Annotated in this window: 12 protein-coding genes and 1 riboswitch; of the genes, 4 read left to right on the top strand and 8 right to left on the bottom strand. The window is 66.0% G+C overall.

Features of this window, described 5'->3' with window-relative positions; all coding sequences use genetic code 11:
* The first annotated feature begins 21 nt into the window (after positions 1-21).
* Positions 22-615, top strand: coding sequence for a nitroreductase family protein (locus tag ACQY78_RS17695; protein WP_428677180.1), 594 nt, complete (start codon positions 22-24; stop codon positions 613-615).
* A gap of 53 nt (positions 616-668) precedes the next feature.
* Here the strand turns inward: ACQY78_RS17695 and ACQY78_RS17690 are convergent, their stop codons facing one another.
* The 6 genes from ACQY78_RS17690 to thiC form a co-directional block, all read right to left on the bottom strand.
* The gene (locus tag ACQY78_RS17690) at positions 669-1,964 is read right to left on the bottom strand and encodes an O-acetylhomoserine aminocarboxypropyltransferase/cysteine synthase family protein (protein ID WP_428677179.1); all 1,296 of its coding nucleotides are present in this window, start codon (positions 1,962-1,964) and stop codon (positions 669-671) included.
* A 136-nt stretch (positions 1,965-2,100) separates the two neighbouring features.
* Positions 2,101-3,648 carry an efflux transporter outer membrane subunit gene (locus ACQY78_RS17685; RefSeq protein WP_428677177.1) on the bottom strand — a complete coding sequence of 516 codons (1,548 nt, stop codon included), beginning with the start codon at positions 3,646-3,648 and terminating at the stop codon, positions 2,101-2,103.
* Positions 3,645-6,947: an efflux RND transporter permease subunit gene (locus ACQY78_RS17680; protein ID WP_428677176.1), complete on the bottom strand. Its 3,303-nt coding sequence runs from the start codon at positions 6,945-6,947 to the stop codon at positions 3,645-3,647. The genes ACQY78_RS17685 and ACQY78_RS17680 overlap by 4 nt, the downstream gene beginning before the upstream one ends.
* Complete coding sequence (locus tag ACQY78_RS17675; RefSeq protein ID WP_428677174.1) at positions 6,944-10,099, bottom strand: MdtB/MuxB family multidrug efflux RND transporter permease subunit; 3,156 nt, start codon at positions 10,097-10,099, stop codon at positions 6,944-6,946. The genes ACQY78_RS17680 and ACQY78_RS17675 overlap by 4 nt, the downstream gene beginning before the upstream one ends.
* Before the next feature lie 12 nt (positions 10,100-10,111).
* The gene (locus tag ACQY78_RS17670; protein WP_428677173.1) at positions 10,112-11,410 is read right to left on the bottom strand and encodes an MdtA/MuxA family multidrug efflux RND transporter periplasmic adaptor subunit; all 1,299 of its coding nucleotides are present in this window, start codon (positions 11,408-11,410) and stop codon (positions 10,112-10,114) included.
* A 160-nt stretch (positions 11,411-11,570) separates the two neighbouring features.
* A complete protein-coding gene (gene thiC / locus ACQY78_RS17665) occupies positions 11,571-13,388 on the bottom strand; it encodes a phosphomethylpyrimidine synthase ThiC (protein WP_428677172.1) in 1,818 nt (605 codons plus the stop codon).
* A 47-nt stretch (positions 13,389-13,435) separates the two neighbouring features.
* Positions 13,436-13,565, bottom strand: a riboswitch (TPP riboswitch).
* A 115-nt stretch (positions 13,566-13,680) separates the two neighbouring features.
* Between thiC and ACQY78_RS17660 the strand changes: the two genes are divergently transcribed.
* Both ACQY78_RS17660 and ACQY78_RS17655 read left to right on the top strand, forming a co-directional pair.
* Positions 13,681-15,009 (top strand): OprD family outer membrane porin, encoded by a 1,329-nt coding sequence (locus tag ACQY78_RS17660; protein WP_428677171.1) that lies wholly within the window; start codon positions 13,681-13,683, stop codon positions 15,007-15,009.
* A gap of 265 nt (positions 15,010-15,274) precedes the next feature.
* Complete coding sequence (locus ACQY78_RS17655; RefSeq protein ID WP_428677169.1) at positions 15,275-16,600, top strand: OprD family outer membrane porin; 1,326 nt, start codon at positions 15,275-15,277, stop codon at positions 16,598-16,600.
* 162 nt (positions 16,601-16,762) lie between these two features.
* On the opposite strand, the gene ACQY78_RS17650 is transcribed toward ACQY78_RS17655, so the two are convergent.
* A complete protein-coding gene (locus ACQY78_RS17650) occupies positions 16,763-17,956 on the bottom strand; it encodes a CaiB/BaiF CoA transferase family protein (protein WP_428677167.1) in 1,194 nt (397 codons plus the stop codon).
* A 7-nt stretch (positions 17,957-17,963) separates the two neighbouring features.
* A complete protein-coding gene (locus tag ACQY78_RS17645; RefSeq protein ID WP_428677165.1) occupies positions 17,964-18,890 on the bottom strand; it encodes a glycine/sarcosine/betaine reductase selenoprotein B family protein in 927 nt (308 codons plus the stop codon).
* 202 nt (positions 18,891-19,092) lie between these two features.
* On the opposite strand from ACQY78_RS17645, the gene ACQY78_RS17640 reads away from it, so the two are divergent.
* Positions 19,093-20,970, top strand: a complete 1,878-nt coding sequence (locus ACQY78_RS17640; protein WP_428677163.1) for an extracellular solute-binding protein — start codon at positions 19,093-19,095, stop codon at positions 20,968-20,970.
* Positions 20,971-20,982: the final 12 nt, after the last annotated feature.

Below are 20,982 nucleotides of genomic sequence, written 5' to 3'. Positions count from 1 at the left end.
AATTAAGATACAAGTGATGTCATGCCTGACATCACCCATGCCCGCGAGCCCCGCCTGCTCGCCCTCGACCAATTGCTGTCCCGCCGCTCGGTGGGTCCCTTGCAGGAGCCGGCGCCCGAGGGTGCCGATCTCGACCTGGTCCTCGATGCCGGCTTGCGCGCGCCGGACCACGGTCGGCTGCGACCGTGGCGGTTCGTGGTCATTCGCGGCGAGGCGCGCCTGCCCTTCGGCGAACGGCTGGGCGACGCCGCCGCGGTGCGCGATCCGGCGAATGCCGCAACGCTCGCCGAACGCTATCGCGCCTGGGTCCGCCGCACGCCGATGCTGATCGCCGTCGGCGCCGTCGTGAAGCCGGGCAACATCCCCGAGATCGAGCAGCTGCTCGCTGCCGGCGCGGCCGCGATGAACATGCTGAACGCGCTGCACATGCTGGGCTATGGCGGCATGTGGGTGACCGGCCCGAACACCTACGATCCCAACGTCAACGCGCTGCTGGGCTTCGAGGCACCGTCGCGCCTGGTAGGCTTCCTCACCGCCGGCACACCCGCACCCTCGACCGCCCCGGTTCCGGCCCGGCCCGAGCGGGCCCCGCATGTATCGGAGTGGACTCCTTAATTCTGCCACCTCCCCGGTCTTACGGGGGAGGTAGATCAACGCCAAGCAGCGCTCTACTTGCCGGCGGCGTCGAGCGCCTGCGACAGGTCGGCGAGGATGTCGTCGATATGCTCGAGGCCGATCGACAGCCGCACATAGCCGTCCGAGACGCCGGTCGCGAGCTGCTCTTCCGCCGAGAGCTGGGAGTGCGTGGTCGAGGCCGGATGAATCGCCAGGCTGCGCGCGTCGCCGATATTGGCGACGTGATAGAGGAGCTTCAGCGAATCGATGAAGCGTCGTCCCGCCTCGCGCCCCGCCGCCAACTCGAAGCCGACCAGCCCGCCATAGCCGCCCTTGAGATAGGTGTCGGCGCGGCGCCGGCTCTCGCCGGTCTGCTGCGACGGGTGGATGACCTTGGCCACCTCGGGCCGCTTCGCGAGGAAGTCGGCGACCGCCTGCGCATTCTTTACGTGGCGTTCCATGCGCAAGGTCACCGTCTCGATGCCCTGCAGGATCAGGAAGGCGTTGAACGGCGACAGCGCCGATCCGAGGTCGCGCAGCAGCGTCGTACGCGCCTTGATGATGTAGGCCACCGGGCCGATCGCCTTCACCGCCTCGACCCAGACGGCGCCATGATAGCTGGGGTCCGGGGTGTTCAGCGCCGGCTGGCGCTTCGGATGCGCGGCCCAGTCGAAATTGCCGCCGTCGACGATCAGGCCCGCGATCGACGTGCCGTGCCCGCCGAGATACTTGGTGCCGGAATAGACGACGACCGCCGCCCCATGATCGAACGGCCGCGCCAGGAGCGGTGCCGCCGTGTTGTCGACGATCAGCGGAATGCCGAGCGGCCGGCCGATATCGGCCACTTCCTTGATCGGGAAGACGGCCAGCTTCGGGTTAGGCAACGTCTCGGCGTAGTAGGCCCGGGTGCGATCGTCGGTGGCGCGGGCAAAGGCCTGCGGATCGGCCGGATCGACGAAGCGGACCTCGATGCCCTGGTCCTTCAGCGTATGGGCGAACAGGTTCCACGTACCGCCGTAGAGGTCGGTCGAGCTGACGATATTGTCGCCAGCCTTTGCCAGGTTCTGGATCGCGAAGGCCGAGGCCGCCTGTCCCGAACTTACGGCGAGCGCCGCCGCGCCGCCCTCGAGGGCCGCGACGCGCTGCTCCAGCACGTCGAGCGTCGGATTGCCGATGCGGGTGTAGATGTTGCCGAGTTCCTTCAGGGCAAACAGGTTCGACGCGTGTTCGGTATCGCGGAACTGATAGGACGTCGTCTGATGGATCGGCACGGCGACCGAACCGGTCGTGGCATCGGCGCGCCAGCCGGCATGCAGCGACAGGGTCTCGGGATGGCGGGAGTTGGTCATGATCGGCCTGCTGGGTTGCGAGGAGCGGCCAAACTCATGGCAAGCGACGTCGCAGTCAAAGGGAATGGCTGCCGACGTCCGACTGGCGGACCACGGGTTCAGCCTCCGGGTCGCCATCGCTGAAGTAACATCTTCTCTACCGTCCGGGCGAGGAGACCGGTTGCGCGGCGGGCGGCGGGAAAGCCGGCGGTGCCGGATTGGCCTGCTTCAGGCCACCGATCGGCACCGGTGGCGGCAGATCCTCCTGTCGCCAGCCGCCGCCCAGCGCCTTCACGAGGTTGGCGCTGGCCGTGAGCCGGTTGAGGCGGATGGTGAGCAGGGTCTGCTCGGCGGACAGCGCCGCGGTTTGAGTCTGCACCACGGTCGTGTAGGGGACGGTGCCGACCCGATACTGGTTGAGGGAGAGCCGCTCGGCTTCGCGGGCGGCGGCGACGGCGGCACGCTGCACCTGCTCCTGCGCGACAAGGATGCGCTGTTGCGCGAGCGCGTCCTCGACCTGCTGGAACGCCGTCAGGATGGTCTGGCGATAGGTGGCGACCGTGGCGTCGTAGCTTGCGCGCGCGCCCTGCACCTGCGCCGCGATGGCGCCGCCGTCGACCAGGGTGCCGGCGATCTGCGGCCCGACCGACCAGGAGGCGGCGCCGAGCTGCAGCAGCGACCCCAGCCCGCCGCTCAGGAAGCCGATCGTCGCGCCGAGCGATATCTGCGGATAAAAGGCCCCCTTGGCGACACCGATCTGCGCATTGGCCGCCGCCATCTGGCGCTCCGCCGAGGCGATGTCGGGCCGCCGCTCCAGCAAGGTCGACGGAATACCGGACTCGACCGTCGGAATCGTCAGCCGCGTGACCGCCGGTTCGATGGTCACTTCCGACGGCGCCTTGCCGACCAGCAAGGCGATCGCATGTTCCAGCAGGGCGCGGTTGATGCTTTCGTTCACAAGCTGCGCGCGGGTCTGTTCGTACTGCGTCTGCGCCTGCACGAGGTCGACCCGCGAGACGATGCCGGCGTCGACCTGGTTCTGGGCGATCTGCATCGAGCGCAGATAGGCCGCGACGGTCGCCTCGTAGAGCCGCTTGCGATCGTCGGAGATGCGCAGCGAGGCGTAGTTCGTCACGAGATCGGTCTGCGCCGACAGCCGCGCATTGGCGAGATCGGCATCGCTGGCCTGCGCCGTCGCCGAATCGCTCTCGACCTGGCGGCGCAACGTGCCCCACAGGTCGATCTCCCAGGTGAGCGTGCCGCCGGTCGAGAACTGGCCCACCGTGGAATCGTACCGCGTCACCGTCGAGGTGCTGCTGGTGCTGGTGCCGCGCTGGCCGCCGGTGCCGCTCTGCTGGGCCGAACCCGTGCCGGTAATGCTGGGATAGAGCGCCGACTGATCCTGCCGGATGATCGCCCGCGCCCGCCGATAGTTGGCCTCGAAGATCTTCAGGTTCTGGTTCGAGACATCGATCTGAGCGGCCAGGCCGTCGAGGGTCGGATCGCCGTAGACCCGCCACCATTGCCCGCGATCCGCGCCATCGCTCGGCTGGGCCGGACGGAACAGCGAAGCCGTAGCCGGCGGCAACTCGGCCTCCTTGTACTGCGGCGCCACCGCACTGGCCGGCGGCGCGCGCTCATAGTCCGGCCCGACGAGGCAGCCCGAGACCAGCAGCAGGGGAAGAAGCGCCGCGCTGCGCCTCATGCCGGCACTCCGCCGCTACCCATGACGCGCGCGACGCGGCTCGGCTGTTCGCGGTCACGGCGGCGGAAGCGGTCGAGATAAAGATAGATCACGGGTGTGGTGTACAAGGTCAGGATCTGACTCACGATAAGGCCGCCGATAATCGAGATGCCGAGGGGTCGACGCAACTCCGCGCCATCGCCGTAGCCGATGGCCAGCGGCAGGGCGCCGAGGATTGCTGCCATTGTCGTCATGAGGATGGGCCGGAAACGCAGGAGCGCGGCCTGGTGGATCGCCACGGCAGGCTCGAGTCCCTCGCCGCGTTCGCGCTCCAGCGCGACGTCGATCATCATGATGGCGTTCTTCTTCACGATGCCGATCAGCAGCAGCACGCCGATCATCGCGATGATGCTGAACTCCACGCCGGTGAATTTCAGCGCGAGCAGCGCGCCGATGCCGGCCGACGGCAGGGTCGAGAGGATCGTGATGGGATGGATGTAGCTCTCGTAGAGCACGCCCAGCACGATGTAGACGGCCGCCAGGGCAGCCAGCACCAGCAACAGCTGATTGTTGAGCGAATCCTGGAAGGCACGTGCCGTGCCCTGGAAGGCCCCGTGCAGGGTGGTGGGCACGCCGATGTCGCGCATCGTATCGTTCACGAACTGCACCGCATCGCTCAACGTCTTGCCCGGCGCCAGGTTGAAGGAGACGGTGCTGGCCACGAACATGCTCTGATGGTTCACCGCAAGCGGCGTCGTGCCGTAGTCCCAGCGCGTCACCGCCGACAGCGGCACCAGCGTCTCCGGTGTCGTGCTGACCGCAGCACCCGTGGACGCCGAACCGCGGCCGCTGACGGCGATCTGGTTCGTACGCTGGTTGCGGACCGCCTGGGCCGGATCGACGGTCTGCGCGCCGGTGCCGGCCGCGCCGCTCGACGTGGAAGTCGTGGTCGAGGAGGTGATGCTGCCCGTCGACTGCGTGCCGCTCAGGGCGCCGCCGGATTTGCTGACGTAGATGTCCTTCAGCGATTCAGGACTTTCCCACCATTGCGGCGCCACTTCCATGACCACGTGATACTGGTTGAGGGCGTTGTAGATGGTCGAGACCTGACGCTGGCCGAAGGCGTCGTAGAGCGTCGCGGAGATGCTGCGCGTCGAGATGCCGAGACGGCTTGCGGCGTCGCGATCGATCGTCAGGTTGAGCTGAAGCCCGCGCTGCTGCTGGTCGGAATCGACGTCGGTGATCACAGAAGTGTCGGCCTGCAGCGCCTGGGTGAGCCGGGGGCCCCAGGTATAGAGGTCGGGCAGCGAGTCGGCCTGCAGGGTGAACTGGTACTGCGCATTGCCCTGGCGGCCGCCCACACGGATGTCCTGTACGGCCTGCAGGAACAGCATGGCACCGGGGACCTGGTTGAGCTTGGGACGCAGCCGCGCGATCACCTGGTCGGCCGTGGCGTCGCGTTCGGCGAGCGGCTTGAGGGTCGCGAAGAGGAATCCCGAATTCGTCTGCCCGCCGCCCGTGAAGCCGGCCACGCTCTCGATCGCCGGATCGGACCGCACGATCTCGACGAACTGGCGGAACTTCCGGCGCATCGCCTGGAACGAAATGCTCTGGTCGGCGCGGATCCCGCCCATGATGCGGCCGGTGTCCTGCTGCGGAAAGAATCCCTTGGGAATCGTCACATAGAGATGGATGTTGAGCAGCACGGTCGCCAGGAACACGAACATGGTGAGCAGCGGATGGCGCAGCACGAGCCCCAGGCTGCGGCCGTAGATACGCTGCAGCCCGCCCAGGCCGCGCTCGCTCAGGCGGGCAAAGAAGCCGGGCCTGTGGTTCGAGCCCGGTGCCCGCAGGACGTAGGCGCACATCATCGGCGTGGTGGTCAGCGACACGACCATGGAAATGAGGATGGCCACCGACAGAGTCACGGCGAACTCGCGGAACAGCCGGCCGACGATGCCGCCCATCAGAAGGATCGGGATGAAGACGGCGATCAGCGAGATGCTCATCGAGACCACGGTGAAGCCGACCTCGCGCGCGCCCTTGAGCGCCGCCTCGATCCTCGACATGCCGGCCTCGAGATGGCGGGTCACGTTCTCGAGCACGATGATCGCGTCGTCGACCACGAAGCCCGCCGCGATGGTGAGCGCCATCAGCGACAAGTTGTTCAGGCTGTAGCCCAGCAGGTACATGCCGCCGAAGGTGGCGACCAGCGACACCGGCACGGTCACCGCCGCAATGAAGCCGGCTCGGGCCGAGCGCAGGAAGGCGAAGGTCACCAGCACGACCAGCACGACGCCGATCACCAGCGCCTGTTCGACTTCCTTGAGAGCGGCGCGAATCGTGGTCGTGCGGTCGCTCACCACCTGGAGCTCGACGTCGTTCGGCATCGAGGCCTGGAGCTCGGGCAGCAGCGCCTTGATCTCGTCGACCGTCTCGATGATGTTCGCGTTGGGTTGCTTGTAGATGATGACCAGCACCGAACGCTTGCCGTTGGCCTGGCCTTCGTTGCGGATGTTCTCCGTCGAATCGATGACCTCCGCCACGTCGGAGAGCCGGACCGGCGCCCCATTGCGCCAGGCAATGATCAGCGAGCGGTACTCGGCGGCAACGGTCGCCTGGTCGTTGGAATAGATCTGGAAGCGCCGGTCGCCGACTTCGATGGCGCCCTTGGGCGAGTTTGCGTTGGCGGCGGCGAGGGCGGCTCGAACGCTTTCCAGGCCGATCCCGTACTTGTTGAGCGCCGTCGGATTGAGCTCCACGCGCACGGCCGGCAGCGAACTGCCGCCCAGCTGCACCTGGCCGACGCCGCTCACCTGGCTGAGCTTCTGCTGGAGGATGTTGGAGCCGGCATCGAACAGCCGGCCCTGGCCCAGCGTGTTCGAGGTGAGCGCGATCACCATCACCGGCGCGTCGGCGGGATTGATCTTGCGGTACTGCGGATTGCTGCGCAGATCGGTCGGCATGTCCGCACGGGCCGCGCTGATGGCTGCCTGGACGTCGCGGGCGGCACCATCGATATCGCGCGACAGATCGAACTGCAGAGTGATGCGCGAATTGCCCACGGTGCTGGAGGAGGTGATCTCGCTGACGCCCGCGATCGCTCCGAGCCGCCGTTCGAGAGGCGTCGTCACGCTGGTCGCCACCGTCTCCGGCGACGCGCCCGGCAGGCTCGCCGTCACCTGGATCGTCGGAAAGTCGATCTTGGGCAGCGGCGACACCGGCAGGCCGAAGAAGGCGACCAGGCCGGCGAGCGCCAGCCCGATCGTCAGCAGGGTCGTGGCGACAGGGCGCGCGATAAAGGGCGCCGACAGGTTCACGGCGTGCCCTCTCCCGCCTCGGCGCGCAGGGGATGGAGCGGCGTATCGAGCGGCACGCCGCGCAGGCGGCGTCCCAGCCGGTCGAAGGCGAGATAGATCACCGGTGTGGTGAACAGCGTCAGCATCTGGCTGACGATCAGGCCGCCGACGATGGTGAGGCCGAGCGGCTGACGCAGCTCGGAGCCCGTGCCGCTGCCCAGCATCAGCGGCAGCGCGCCGACGAGGGCCGCGACCGTGGTCATGAGGATCGGCCGGAAGCGCAGCAGGCAGGCCTGGTGGATCGCCTCGCGCGGCGCCTTGCCTTCGTTGCGTTCGGCATCGAGAGCGAAGTCGATCATCATGATCGCGTTCTTCTTCACGATGCCGATCAGCAGCACGATGCCGATGATGGCCACGATGCTGAGGTCGGTGCCGGCCAGCATGAGCGCGAGCAGCGCGCCGATGCCCGCCGAGGGCAGGGTCGAGAGGATCGTGATCGGATGGATGTAGCTCTCGTAGAGCACGCCCAGCACGATATAGACGGTGACGATGGCCGCCAGGATCAGGAGGAGCTGGCTGTCGAGCGACTTCTGGAAGGCCAGCGCCGCGCCCTGGAAATGCGTCGTGATCGAACGCGGCATGCCGATTTCATGCTGGGCGGCGACGATGGCGTCGACCGCCTGTCCCAGCGCGAAGCCCGGCGCCAGGTTGAAGGAGATCGTGGTGGCCGGGAACTGGCCGAACCGGTCGAGTCGCAGCGGCGCGGTGCGCTCCTCGAACGTCGCGATCGCCGACAGCGGCACCTGCTTGCCGCTCGCCGAACTCGGCAGATAGAGATCGTTGAGCGAGGCGATCGAGCGCACCATCGCGGGTTCGACCTCGTAGATGACCCGATACTGGTTGGACTGCGTGTAGACGGTCGAGACGATGCGCTGGCCGAACACGTCGTAGAGCACGTTGTCGACGGTGGCCGCCGTGATGCCGAAGCGTGCCGCGGCATCCCGGTCGATCCTGATGAACATCGACAGGCCCTTGTTCTGCAGGTCGCTCGTCACGTCGGCGAGTTCCGGCAGCTTCTCGAGACGATCCATCAGGCGCGGCACCCAGGTCTCGAATTCGGCGGCGTTGGCCGATTCGAGGACGAACTGGTACTGCGTGCGGCTGACCGCCGAATCGATCGTGAGATCCTGGGCCGGCTGCATGTAGAGCGAGATACCCTGGACTCCCGAAGTCTCGCGCTGCAGGCGGCGGATCACCTGGGTCGCCGTCAGCGAGCGTTCGCCGCGCGGTTTCAGGTTGATCAGCATGCGGCCCGAGTTGAGGGTCGGATTGGTGCCGTCGACGCCGACGAACGATGTCAGGCTCTCGACGTCGGGATCCTTGAGGATCGCCTCGGCCAGGGCACGCTGGCGCTCGCTCATCGAGGCGAAGGACACGCTCTGTGGTCCTTCCGTCACCGCCTGAATCAGGCCGGTGTCCTGCACCGGGAAGAAGCCCTTGGGAATAACGATATAGAGCACCACCGTCAGGACCACCGTGCCGACCGCGACCAGCAGCGTGAGCGCCTGGTGCCGGAACACCACGATCAGGCAGCGATCGTAGAAGCGGATGACGCGGGAAAACCATCCCGTGCCCATCGTCTCGGACTCGGCAACGGTCGGCTTCCTGTCCTGCGGTGCCGCCGCCGCATGCGGCCGCTGGCGCAGGAACTGGGCGCACAGCATCGGCACGAGGGTGAGCGACACCACGGCCGAAATCAGGATGGTGACGGACAGGGTGACGGCAAACTCGCTGAACAGTCGGCCGACCACGTCACTCATGAACAGCAGCGGGATCAGCACCGCGATCAGCGAGACGGTGAGCGACACGACCGTGAAGGCGATCTGTTTCGAGCCCTTGAGCGCCGCCGCCTTCGGATCCTCGCCGCGCTCGATGTAGCGCGCGATGTTCTCGATCATGACGATGGCGTCGTCCACCACGAAGCCGGTGGCGATGGTGAGCGCCATGATCGACAGGTTGTTGAGGCTGAAATCGGCGAGGTACATCACCGCCAGCGTGCCGACCAGCGACAGGGGCACCGAAAGGCTCGGGATGATCGTTGCCCGCGCATCGCCCAGGAAGGCGAAGATCACCGCCACGACCAGGATGACGGCGAAGCACAGTTCGATCTGCACGTCGCGGACGGAAGCCCGGATGGTCAGCGTCCGGTCGGTGAGAATGGTGATATCCAGCGAACTGGGCAGCGTTTCGCGCAGGGTCGGCAGCAGCGTCTTGATGCGGTCGACGACCTCGATGACGTTGGCGCCGGGCTGGCGCTGGACGTTCACGATCACCGCCTGGGTGTTGTTCGCCCAGGCCGCGATCCGGGTGTTCTCCTGGCCCTCCTCGACCGTGGCCACGTCGCGGATGCGCACCGGCGCGCCATTGCGGTAGGCCACGATGATGTCCCGGAACGTGTCGGGATCGGTGATCTGGTCGTTAGCGTTGATGGTAAGCGCGCGCGCCGGCCCGTCGAAATTGCCCTTGGGCGTGTTGACGTTGGCGTTGGAGATCGTGGTGCGGAGGTCGTCGATGTTGAGGCCGTAGGCGGCGAGCGCCGTCGGGTTTGCGCGGATGCGCACGCCGGGCTTCTGTCCTCCCTCGAGGTTGACCAGGCCGACGCCGGGAAGCTGCGAGATCTTCTGGGCGAGGCGCGTGTCGACCAGGTCGTGAACCTTGGTGAGCGGTTCGCTCTTGGAGGTGACCGCCAGCGTCAGCACCGGCGCGTCGGCCGGATTGAACTTGGCGTAGATCGGCGGTGACGGCAGGTCGCCGGGCAGCAGATTGCCGGCGGCATTGATGGCGGCCTGGACCTGCTGCTCGGCGATGTCGAGCCCGAGCTTGAGATCGAACTGCAGGGTGATCGACGAAGCGCCGGCCGAGCTGGTCGACGTCATCTGGTTGAGGCCCGGCATCTGTCCGAACTGGCGTTCCAGCGGCGCGGTGACCGAAGTGGTCATCACCTCCGGGCTGGCCCCGGGATAGAGGGTCAGGACCCGGATCGTGGGGTAGTCGACCTGCGGCAAGGCCGACAGCGGCAGGAAGCGATACGCGATGATACCGACCAGCATGATCGCAACCATGAAAAGCGAGGTTGCGACGGGCCGTTCGATGAAGATCCGCGACGGATTCATGTCGCGGCCGCTCTATTGGTTGGTTTGCGTGGCCGGCCGGCCAGCGCCTGCGCCAGGGGGCGCTCCGGCGCCGCCGTTGGCCTGCTGCCGCCGGCGCTGCCCCTCTGCCGGCGCGTTGGGCGCCTGGGCGTCGGGCGGCGCGTTGGCAACCGGCGGACCGGCCGAGGCGCGAGGGGTGGGCGTCGGTTTGCGGATCTTGGCGCCGTCGCGCAGGCGGTCGACACCATCGATCACGACCTGGTCGCCGACCTGAAGGCCCTTGAGGATCGCCACCTTCTCGCCATCCGTCGCGCCAAGCTCGACGACGCGGATCTCCACCGAATCGTCGGCCTTCGCCAGGTAGACGAAGGTGCCAGGCTGCCCGCGCTGGATCGCCGCGACCGGCACGACAACGGCATCCTTCACCGTGTCGGCCAGCAGGCGGATGTTCACGAACTGGTTGGGGAACAGGGATTCGTCGGCATTGTCGAAGATCGCGCGCAGCTTCACGGTGCCGGTCGTCAGGTCGATCACGTTGTCGGTCGTGTCGAGGCGACCGGCGGCGAGCTCGTTCTTCTGCGAGCGGTCGAGCGCGCGTACTTCGAGATTTTCGCCGGTCTTCAACCGTTGACGCACCAGCGGGAGGGAATCTTCGGGAATCGTGAACAGGACCGAGATCGGCTGCACCTGGATGATCACGCAGATGCTGCTCGCGTCGCCCATGGTGACGTAGTTGCCCTTGTCGACCATGCGCAGGCCGATCTTGCCGGTAAGCGGCGCGACGATCCGCGTGTAGGTGACGTTGAGCTTGGCGGCGTCGACCTGCGCCTGGTCAATGACCAGTGCCGCCTCGTACTGGCGAACCAGCGACGTCTGCGTGTCGTATTGCTGCCGTGCGATCGAATCCTGCTGCACCAGCTTGCGGTAGCGTTCGAGATCCATCTGCGCGTTCTTGAGCAGCGCCTCGTCGCGCTGCTGCTGGCCGATCGCCTGCTGCAGGGCCACGTCGTAGGGCCGCGGATCGACCTGGGCCAGCAGCTCGCCCTTCTTCACCATCTGGCCTTCCTGGAAATAGACCTCGGTGAGCTGACCGGTGATCTGGGTCTTCACGTTGACGGTCTGGAGCGGCGTCACGGTGCCCAGCGCGCGCAGCACGATCGGGATTTCGCCCTTGCTGGCGGTCGCCAGGCCGACGGGCACCGCCGCACCGGCGGCAAACCGGCCCCCCTGACGAGGCGGAGGTGCAGTACTGGACTGCGAAATGTACCAGCCCGCGCCAGCCACGATGGCCAGCCCGAAACCGATCCCGAGGAGGGTTCGCAGCCGCTTCATTTGTCCAACACACCCCAGAAAATACAGCCCGTTTCACATACGAGCTGAGCGCGCGGAGTCTCCCCCACGTAAATGGCAGACGCAAGGCGACAGGCGCTGACCGGGGAGTGCAACGTCCGAGAGGCCGAAAAGACCCCTCGGACCCCGAACTAAAGCGTCTCTAATCAGCAGGCTTGCCCGCCACGTAGAGACTTCCGCCGCCGGCCCGGAATTTGGCACTCATCTCGTCCATGCCCTTCTTGGCGTAGTCCCTGATGTCCTGCGTGATACGCATGGAGCAGAACTTCGGACCGCACATCGAGCAGAAATGCGCGGTCTTGTGGGCCTCCTTGGGCATGGTCTCGTCGTGGAACTTCTCGGCCGTGGCGGGATCGAGCGAGAGGTTGAACTGGTCGCGCCAGCGGAAGTCGAATCGCGCCCGGGACAGGGCGTCGTCGCGCAGGCGGGCCGCCGGATGGCCTTTTGCCAGATCGGCGGCGTGAGCCGCTATCTTGTAGGTGATCACGCCTACCTTCACATCATCTCGATCCGGCAGGCCGAGATGTTCCTTGGGCGTCACGTAACAGAGCATCGCCGTGCCGAACCAGCCGATCATCGCGGCGCCGATGCCCGAGGTGATGTGGTCGTAGCCGGGTGCGATGTCGGTGACGAGCGGCCCCAGTGTGTAGAACGGCGCCTCGCCGCATTCGCGCAGCTGCTTGTCCATGTTGGCCTTGATCTTGTGCATAGGCACGTGGCCGGGCCCCTCGATCATGACCTGGCAGCCTTTGTCCCAGGCGACCTTGGTAAGTTCGCCCAGGGTCTCCAGCTCGGCGAACTGTGCGGCGTCGTTGGCGTCGGCGTTGCAGCCCGGCCGGAGCCCGTCGCCCAGCGAGAAGGAGACATCGTACTTGCGCATGATGTCGCAGATGTCGCCGAAATGCTCATATAGGAAGCTCTCGCGATGCTCGGTGAGGCACCACTGGGCCATCATCGAGCCGCCGCGGCTCACGATCCCGGTGACCCGGCTGGCCGTCAGCGGCACATGCGCGAGGCGCACGCCGGCATGGATGGTGAAGTAGTCGACGCCCTGCTCGGCCTGCTCGATCAGCGTGTCGCGGAAAACTTCCCAGGACAGCTTCGTCGGGTCGCCGCCCACTTTCTCCAGCGCCTGGTAGATCGGCACGGTGCCGATCGGCACCGGCGCATTGCGCACGATCCATTCACGCGTGTCGTGGATGTTGCGGCCCGTCGAGAGGTCCATGACGGTGTCGGCGCCCCAGCGGATCGCCCACACCATCTTCTCGACCTCCTCCTCCATCGACGAGGAAACGGCGGAGTTGCCGATGTTGGCGTTGATCTTCACCAGGAAGTTCCGGCCGATGATCATCGGTTCGAGTTCGGTGTGGTTGATGTTGGCCGGGATGATGGCGCGACCGGAGGCGATTTCCTGGCGCACGAACTCCGGTGTGATGAACGCCGGCAGCGCCGCGCCGAAGCTCTCGCCATCCGCCAGCCGCGCCTCGGCCTCGTCGAGCACCTGCTTGCGGCCGAGATTCTCGCGCGCCGCGACGTAGATCATCTCCTTGGTGATGACGCCGGCACGCGCCCATTCGAACTGGGTGATCGGCTTGCCGTCGAGGCCGCGCAACGGCCGCGGCGTATGGAGAAACGGCCGCAGCACCGATTCCTTCACGTTGCCGTTGTCGATCGGCTGGATCGCACGACCGGCATAGTCCTCGACACCGCCGCGCTCGAGGACCCAGGCACGCCGCGTCTGGGCGAGGCCCTTGCGCACATCGATCGCAATATCGGTGTCGGTGTAGGGACCGGTGGTGTCGTAGACGCGCACTGGCGGCTCGGTGGGCGACGACAGCTCGATCTCGCGCAGGGGAACGCGCAGGTCGGGCGCGGCCTCGGGCGTTGCGTAGACCTTGCGGGATGCAGGCAGCGGCCCCGTCGTGACGGTCGGGGCGGTAGCGGTGACGATGGTGTCCATGATGGATCTCCCGTGGCTGGTTGGCAGACGGAGATCCGGTGTTGTCGCGCAAAGGATGTATCCATTCCCTTCGCCGGCATGACCCGGATCAGGTTCAAAGGGTCACCGCGCCGACGCCAGTTGGACTGGCGACCATCGGTATCTCAGCCCCTTGTCGGGACCCCCCTTGGACAAGAACCAGCTTAGGTCGCCGGACAGACGATCACAAGCTTTCGCAAATTGTCCCGCCAGTTGCGCAATTCCTTAACCCCCGCCTTCTAGCGTCCCGGTCCGGAAGGATCGGGGGGTATCGATGCGCGCCAGGAGGTTCGCCGGCGGTTTGGTCTTGGCCCTGCTGACCCTGCCGGCGCCGACCGTCCTTGCCCAGACGCGCGAGCCCTCGCCGGAGGTCCAGCCCGCCGATGGGCTCAAGGGGGAACTGCAACGCTTCCTCTTCGACGAAGCGACGGCTGTCCTGCATCTGCGCAGCTATCTGTTCGACCGCCAGAACCAGAAGCCGCCCAGCCTGGCCGCCGCCGTGACCGGCGGCTGGGTGGGCCTGCAGACCGGATGGTTCTACGATACGCTCCAGCTCGGCGCCGTTGGCTACACGACACAGCCGGTCTGGGCGCCGCAGGGCCGCGACACCACCTCCGACGGCACGTCGCTGCTCAAGCCGGGGGGATACGGCTACTTCACCCTCGGCCAGGCCTACGCTTCGGCCCGCTGGAACAAGCAGACCGTCACGGTCTTCCGTCAGTATCTCGACGAACTCGAAGTAAATCCACGCGACGACCGCGAGATCCCGCAGACCTTCGAGGCCTATGCGCTGCGCGGCGCGCTCGGGCCGGTCAATTACTTTGCAGGCTACGTCGCCGCCATGAAGCCGCGCGACTACTCAGCCTTCATCAACATGGGCGAGGCGGCCGGCGCGCCGAACGTGAACAAGGGCATGGCCCTCTTCAGCGCCAAATACGGCAGCATGAGCGACCTGCAGGTCCGCGCCTCGACCTACTATGTTCCCGACATCCTGTGGTCGAGCTACGCCGATGTCGGTGGCACGATCAAGGTGAACGAGGATCTCCGCGTCGCGCTCGCCGCGCAGTTCGCGGTGCAGGGCAGCAACGGCCTTAACCTTCTCACCGGTACGCCCTTCAGCACTTTCTGGGGCGGCTCCCGGGCGGATGCCTTCTGGGGCCCGATGGCCTTCCGCGTGTCCTACACGCAGATCGGCTCGGCCGCGGCCTGGCGTAATCCCTACGGTATCTTCATCGGCTACAACAAGATGCAGTCGCTGGACTTCAACCGGGCCGGCGAAATGGCCGTGACGGCGGGCGCCAGCTACGATTTCAAGGGCGCGGGTCTTCCCGGCGTGATCTTCCTCGCGACAGCGACCTACGGCGGCAACTCGGTCAATCCCCAGACGCACACGTCGCTGTCCAACAACTGGGAATACGACCTCGAACTGGCCATCAAGGGCGACGCCATGCCGAACGCGCCCGGTTGGCTGAAACCGTTCAATCTGCGCAACCGCGTCGCCTTCGTGGATCAGTACCTCAACAACACGGTCACCTCCTATACGGAGTACCGCGTGCAGCTGAACTACGAGCTGACCTGGAAGGGTCCGCGCCTTCGTCTGTAAAGGCGCTACTGTCGCCTCGAGCGGAGCGAAGCACCTAACGGAATGCCCAGACGACTACGAGCCCGGCGTGCGATCCTTCGCTGCGCTCAAGACGACAAAAGAGACTTCTCGACGCTCCCTAGAGCGTTCACGCCTCGAGTGAATCTTTCGGGATTTTCGAGCGGGCGAGAATGTAATGCTGCAACTGTCAAGGCTCAGGATATGCTCACTTAACGTGCCCCCCCTAAGAAACTCCCCCGGAGAGGGGAAGCCAATGATGCGAACAGTGACGTCAGCTGGCAAGCCGGGCGGGCTGGCATTGGCCCTGCTCGCGATGGCGCCGGTGCAATCCGCCTTCGCGCAGGAAAGCGCACCGCCCGCGGAGGCACCGACGTCCCGGCTCGGCGTGGAACTGCAGCGCTTTCTCTACGATGAAGCGGCAGCCGTGCTGCATCTGCGCAGCTACCTGTTCGACCGTCAGAACCAGAAGCCGCCCAGCCTGGCCGCCGCCGTCACCGGCGGCTGGATCGGCCTGCAGACCGGATGGTTCTACGACGCGCTGCAGCTCGGCGCCGTCGGTTACACGACCCAACCCCTCTGGGCACCGCAGGGCCGTATCACCACCTCCGACGGCACGTCGCTTCTCAAGCGCGGTGGATACGGCTTCTTCACCCTGGGCCAGGCCTACGCCTCGGCCCGCTGGAATAGACAGACGGCCACGGTCTTCCGGCAGATTGTCGACGAACTCGAGGTCAATCCACGCGACAATCGCGAGATCCCGCAGACGTTCGAGGCCTATGCGCTGCGCGGCGTGCTCGGACCGGTCAACTACTTCGCGGGCTACGTGGCCGCCATGAAACCCCGCGACGACTCCGCCTTCATCAACATGGGCCAAGCAGCCGGCGCGTCGCACGTGAACAAGGGCATGGGCCTCTTCAGCGTGAAGTACGGCAACATGAACGAGGTGCAGGTCCGCGCTTCGACGTATTATGTCCCGGATATTCTGTGGTCGAGCTACGCCGATGTCGGCGGCACGATCAAGGTGAACGGGGATTTGCGCGTGCAGCTCGCCGGCCAGTTCGCCGTGCAGGGCAGCAACGGCATGAACCTCCTCACCGGCCAGCCCTTCAGCACTTTCTGGGGCGGCTTCCGCGCCGATGCGTTCTGGGGGCCCATGGCCTTCCGCGTCTCATATACCCAAATCGGCTCGGCCGCGGCCTGGCGCAACCCATACGGCATCTTCATCGGCTACAACAAGATGCAGTCGCTGGACTTCAACCGGGCCGGCGAAATGGCCGTGACCGCAGGCGCCAACTACGACTTCAAGGGCGTGCGCCTGCCGGGTTTCGTCTTCCTCGCGACGGCGACCTACGGCGGCAACTCGGTCAATCCGCAGACGCACACATCGCTGTCCAACAACTGGGAGTACGATCTCGAACTGGCCATCAGGGGCGACGCCATGCCGAACGCGCCCGATTGGCTGAAACCGTTCAATCTGCGCAACCGCGTCGCCTTCGTGGATCAGTACCTCAACAACACGGTCACCTCCTATACGGAGTACCGCGTGCAGCTGAATTACGAGCTCACCTGGAAGGGCCCGCGCCTGCGCTAGAGTTCTTGCGAACAAGATAGACCCTCATGCTGAGGAGGCTGCACGGCAGCCGTCTCGAAGCATGGGCACTCGCACCACATCCATTGCCTATCCTTCGAGACGCCGCGCGTCGCGCGGCTCCTCAGGATGAGGTCGTGCTAATCGACGGAAGACGGAAAGGCGCTAGACGACCAGAGCGCTGCGCATCTCGGCGATGTCGGCCTCGGAATAGCCGGCTTCCTTCAAAACCTCGTCGGTGTGCTGGCCCAGCGTCGCCGGCGGACGGTCGATCGAGCCGCCGCCATGTTCCAGCCGGAAGCCCGAGCCGACGACCTTGATGGGCCCATGCTCGGTCTCGACGGTCTGCAGCACGGTGCGGTGCTTGAAGAGGTCGAGCTGCGCGGTCTCCGGGATGCTGTGCACGCGGCCGGCCGGCACGTCGGCCTTGGCGAAGCGCTCGATCCAGGTGCCGGACTCCTCGGTCTTCATCGCCCCTTCGACGATCTCGTGCAGGGCGGTGTTGTTGGCGATGCGCGTGCCCCAGTCGACGAAGCGCGGATCGTCCAGCACCTCTTCGTGGCCCAGCACCTTCATCAGGCGCTTGAACTGCGGATCGGTCATCACGGCCAGCACGATCCAGCCGTCCTTCGTCTTGAAGAGATTGCCCGTGGGCTTGCGAGTCACCGACAGGTTGGCGGCCTGGCCATGAACGCGGCCGGTCATCAGGTGCTCGGTGAACTGCTGGGCGAGATAGCCCATCACGGAGTCGATCATGGCGACGTCGACGAGCTGGCCCTTGCCGGTATGCGTGCGCTGGTACAGCGCCGAGGCGATGCCCAGCGCCGCGGTCGCGCCCGACATAACATCGGCGCCGGCAAAACCAACCCGCGTGGGACCGTTGTTCTCGAAGCCGGTGATCGACATCAGGCCGGACATGGCCTGGATCATGCCGTCGAAGGCCGCGGTCTTGGACTCAGGCCCGACCTGGCCGAAGCCCGACACGGCGCAGTAGATCAGCTTCGGATTGAGCTTCTTCAGCGTCTCGTAGCCGATGCCGAGCTTGTCCATCACGCCCGGCCGGAAATTCTCGACGACCACGTCCGCGGTCTCGACCAGGCGCTTGACGACCTCGATCGCCTTGGGCTGCTTGAGGTCGAGGGTGATCGAGCGCTTGTTGCCGTTGACCGCGACCCACGGCGCCGCCAGGCCGCGCTTTTCCCAGTCGTTGGACCGGGTGCCGAAGCGCATGTCGTCGCCTTCACGCGACTCGATCTTGACCACGTCGGCGCCGAGCAGGGCGAGCTGATAGGAGCTGTAGGGCCCCGCCAGCACGCGCGTGAAATCGACGACCTTTACGCCCGTAAACGGCTTGCTCATGTCACTCCTACGCCACGCCCGCCTGCTTGCGCTGGTTGAGCGCGACCTGCTTCACCTTGTCGAATTCGGCGCGCCGCTTGGCGACCTCTTCGGGGCTCATGCGGTCGATGTTGTTGTAGTCGTTCTTCCAGTCCCCATCCTCGGTCCAGCGCAGCGGCGACTGAACCGTGGTGCGCGGACCAACGGCGCTTTCCAGCACCTTCAACGCCAGATCGAGCGTGAAGCGCTGGGTATCGGGCTCGTGCGGCTTGCCGCAGGAATTGCCGAGCGGGAAATCGCTGAACAGGAACCGGGGCACGCCCACCCATTCGACGATGTCCTTCGCCGCTCCCATCACCACGGTGGGGATGCCGTTCCGTTCCAGATATCGTGCGACCAGACTCACGGTCTGGTGACAGACGGGTCATGTAGGGACGAGCAGCGCGGCGTCGACCTGGTCCTGTCGGCAGCGGGCCAGAATCTCGGGCGCATCGGTTTCGAGGGTGACGCGCTGGCTGCGGTTGGTCGGCGCGCCGTGGAACCGGGCCGCCAGCTTGAAGCGGCCCTCGCGGGCAAACTCGCGCATCAGCGGCAGCGGGAACCAGGTGTTGCTGTCCTTCGCCGTCGTGTGCTTGCGGTCGTAGCCGATATGGGAAATGCGGGTGTCGTGATCCTCGGACGTGTCGCCTGAATAGACCGAATAGAACTTGGCGCCGGCGTTATAGAGGGCGCCGGGGCCTTGATCGCCCTTGTCCGGCTGGTACGGCGCCGCCGTCGAGATCAGCGCCAGGGTGCTGTCCTTCAACGGCTTCTTCAGCGGCTGGAAGGGCGCGTCGGTGTAGTGCGCCCAGCGGTAGGGATTGTCGTATCCCAGCGCGAGGTAATACTCGCGGGTGCGGCGCATGTATTCGAGCGGGGTGTCGAATTCCGGCGCAAAGTTCATCGTGTCGACCATGACCGAAAACTGAGCGTTGGGGCGAGCGAAGTCAAACGAGCAGACGCCAGTGTTCGCAGGACGATATGTCGGACAGCCAGGACAAGGCCAGCGTTCCAGCCGTTGGGAAACCTGACCCCGATGTAACCGCCCGGCCATAGTGCCGCCCAACTCCCTCGCGCTATATATGAAACGATACCGGACAGGCTGGGGAGCGCACTGCATGGCGATCAAACGGCGCAGCATATTGGCGGGCGGCGCGGCCCTTTGGGTCGGCGCGCCGGCGATTCTGCGGGCCCAGAGCCCGGCGGCTCCCGCTGCGGTCGCCAAGGCTGCGGCGGACGCGATCCACGTCAGTCACGGTTTCGCCATGCACGGCGAGCCCAAGTACAGGGGCGATGCCGGCCCGCCCGATTATGTGAACCCGGATGCGCCGGAGGGCGGCAGCGTCCGGCTGGGCGCCCGCGGCACCTTCGATTCGCTGCACCCTTTCATCATCAAGAGCGTCCCGGCCGCCGGCATCAGCCAGCTCTGGGACACGCTGTGCTTCAATTCGCGGGACGAGGCCTCGACTGAATATGGGCTGATCGCCGAGACGATCGAATGGCCCGAGGACCGGTCGTGGGCGGCCTTCACGCTCCGGCCGCAGGCGCGCTGGCACGACGGCAGCCCGATCACGGTCGAGGACGTGATCTTCTCGCTCGACATCCTGAAATCGAAGGGCCTGCCGAACTACGCCTTCTATTACAACGACGTGCTGAAGGCCGAGAAGGTCGGCGACCGCAAGGTGAAGTTCACCTTCCGCGACAATACCAACAAGGAGTTGCCGCTGATCATCGGCCAGCTCCCGATCCTGCCGTCCAAATGGTGGGCCAGCCGCGATTTCGAGAAGGTGTCGCTCGAGCCCGCGCTCGGCAGCGGCCCCTACAAGGTCGAGTCCTTCGATGTCGGCCGCTCCATCGCCTATCGCCGCGTCGACGACTGGTGGGCGAAGGACCTCTGGATGAATCGCGGCCGCAACAACTTCGACGTCATCCGCTACGAGTATTATCGCGACGTCACCGTCCAGTTCGAGGCGTTCAAGGGCGGCGACCTCGACATGCGCCAGGAGAACATCGCGCGCAACTGGGCGACGGCCTATGATATCCCCGCAGTGCGCGACGGCCGCATCCAGCGCGCCGAGATTCCACACGAACTGCCGACCGGCATGCAGTGCTTCGCCTTCAACACGCGCCGCGACTATTTCAAGGACAGGCGCGTGCGCGAGGCGATCTCGACGATGTTCGACTTCGCCTGGGCGAACAAGAACCTGTTCTACGGCATGTACAAGAGGAACATCTCGTTCTTCGGGAACTCGGAGCTCGCCTCGTCGGGCCTGCCGACCGCCGCCGAACTGAAGTACCTCGAACCGCTGCGCGGCAAGATTCCCGAAGAGGTCTTCACCAAGGAGTTCGTGCTGCCGGAGACCGACGGGACCGGCAATGTCCGCGACCTCGCGCGCAAGGCGCTGGCCCTCCTCAAGGAAGCCGGCTGGGAGATCAAGGACGGCAAGATGACGGAGACGAAGACGGGCCGGAAGCTCGCCTTCGAGATGCTCCTGGGCGACGCCAGCTTCGAGCGTGTCGTGCTGCCCTACAAGCAGAACCTCGAGCGCATCGGCATCGACATGACCGTGCGCACGGTCGACACCGCGCAGTTCAAGCGCCGCGAGGACGAGTTCGACTTCGACATGATGGTCGACGGCTTCGGCCAGTCGCTGTCGCCGGGCAACGAACAGCGCGACTTCTGGGGTTCGAACGCCGCCGACAGCAAGGGCAGCCGCAACACGATCGGCATCAAGGATGCCGCGATCGACTCCCTCATCGAGACCCTGATCGGCGCGCCCGACCGCGAAAGCCTGATCAACGTCACGCGCGCGCTCGACCGCGTGCTGCTGTGGAGCAGCTTCGTGGTGCCTAACTGGCACAGCAACACCGCCTACGTCGCCTACTGGAACCGGTTCGGCCGGCCGTCCAAGAACGCGAAGTACGCCCCGGTCGCCTTCGACACCTGGTGGATCGACGAGGCCAAGGACCGCGCCCTGCAGCGCGACAGGAAGTAGGCGTCCGGCCAC

Origin of the sequence: Reyranella sp. (assembly GCF_965279625.1) — a bacterium.
Classification (GTDB): Bacteria; Pseudomonadota; Alphaproteobacteria; order Reyranellales; family Reyranellaceae; genus Reyranella.
Note: the sequence above shows the minus strand (reverse complement) of the source record. Positions and strands in the feature narration are given on the sequence as shown.

Bases quoted from the DNA above. Each gene is read 5' to 3' on its own strand.
- thiC (WP_428677172.1), bottom strand. From the start codon at position 13,388: ATGGACACCATCGTCACCGCTACCGCCCCGACCGTCACGACGGGGCCG.
- ACQY78_RS17660 (WP_428677171.1), top strand. From the start codon at position 13,681: ATGCGCGCCAGGAGGTTCGCCGGCGGTTTGGTCTTGGCCCTGCTGACC.
- ACQY78_RS17650 (WP_428677167.1), bottom strand. From the start codon at position 17,956: ATGAGCAAGCCGTTTACGGGCGTAAAGGTCGTCGATTTCACGCGCGTG.
- ACQY78_RS17675 (WP_428677174.1), bottom strand. From the start codon at position 10,099: ATGAATCCGTCGCGGATCTTCATCGAACGGCCCGTCGCAACCTCGCTT.
- ACQY78_RS17670 (WP_428677173.1), bottom strand. From the start codon at position 11,410: ATGAAGCGGCTGCGAACCCTCCTCGGGATCGGTTTCGGGCTGGCCATC.
- ACQY78_RS17640 (WP_428677163.1), top strand. From the start codon at position 19,093: ATGGCGATCAAACGGCGCAGCATATTGGCGGGCGGCGCGGCCCTTTGG.
- ACQY78_RS17690 (WP_428677179.1), bottom strand. From the start codon at position 1,964: ATGACCAACTCCCGCCATCCCGAGACCCTGTCGCTGCATGCCGGCTGG.
- ACQY78_RS17685 (WP_428677177.1), bottom strand. From the start codon at position 3,648: ATGAGGCGCAGCGCGGCGCTTCTTCCCCTGCTGCTGGTCTCGGGCTGC.
- ACQY78_RS17695 (WP_428677180.1), top strand. From the start codon at position 22: ATGCCTGACATCACCCATGCCCGCGAGCCCCGCCTGCTCGCCCTCGAC.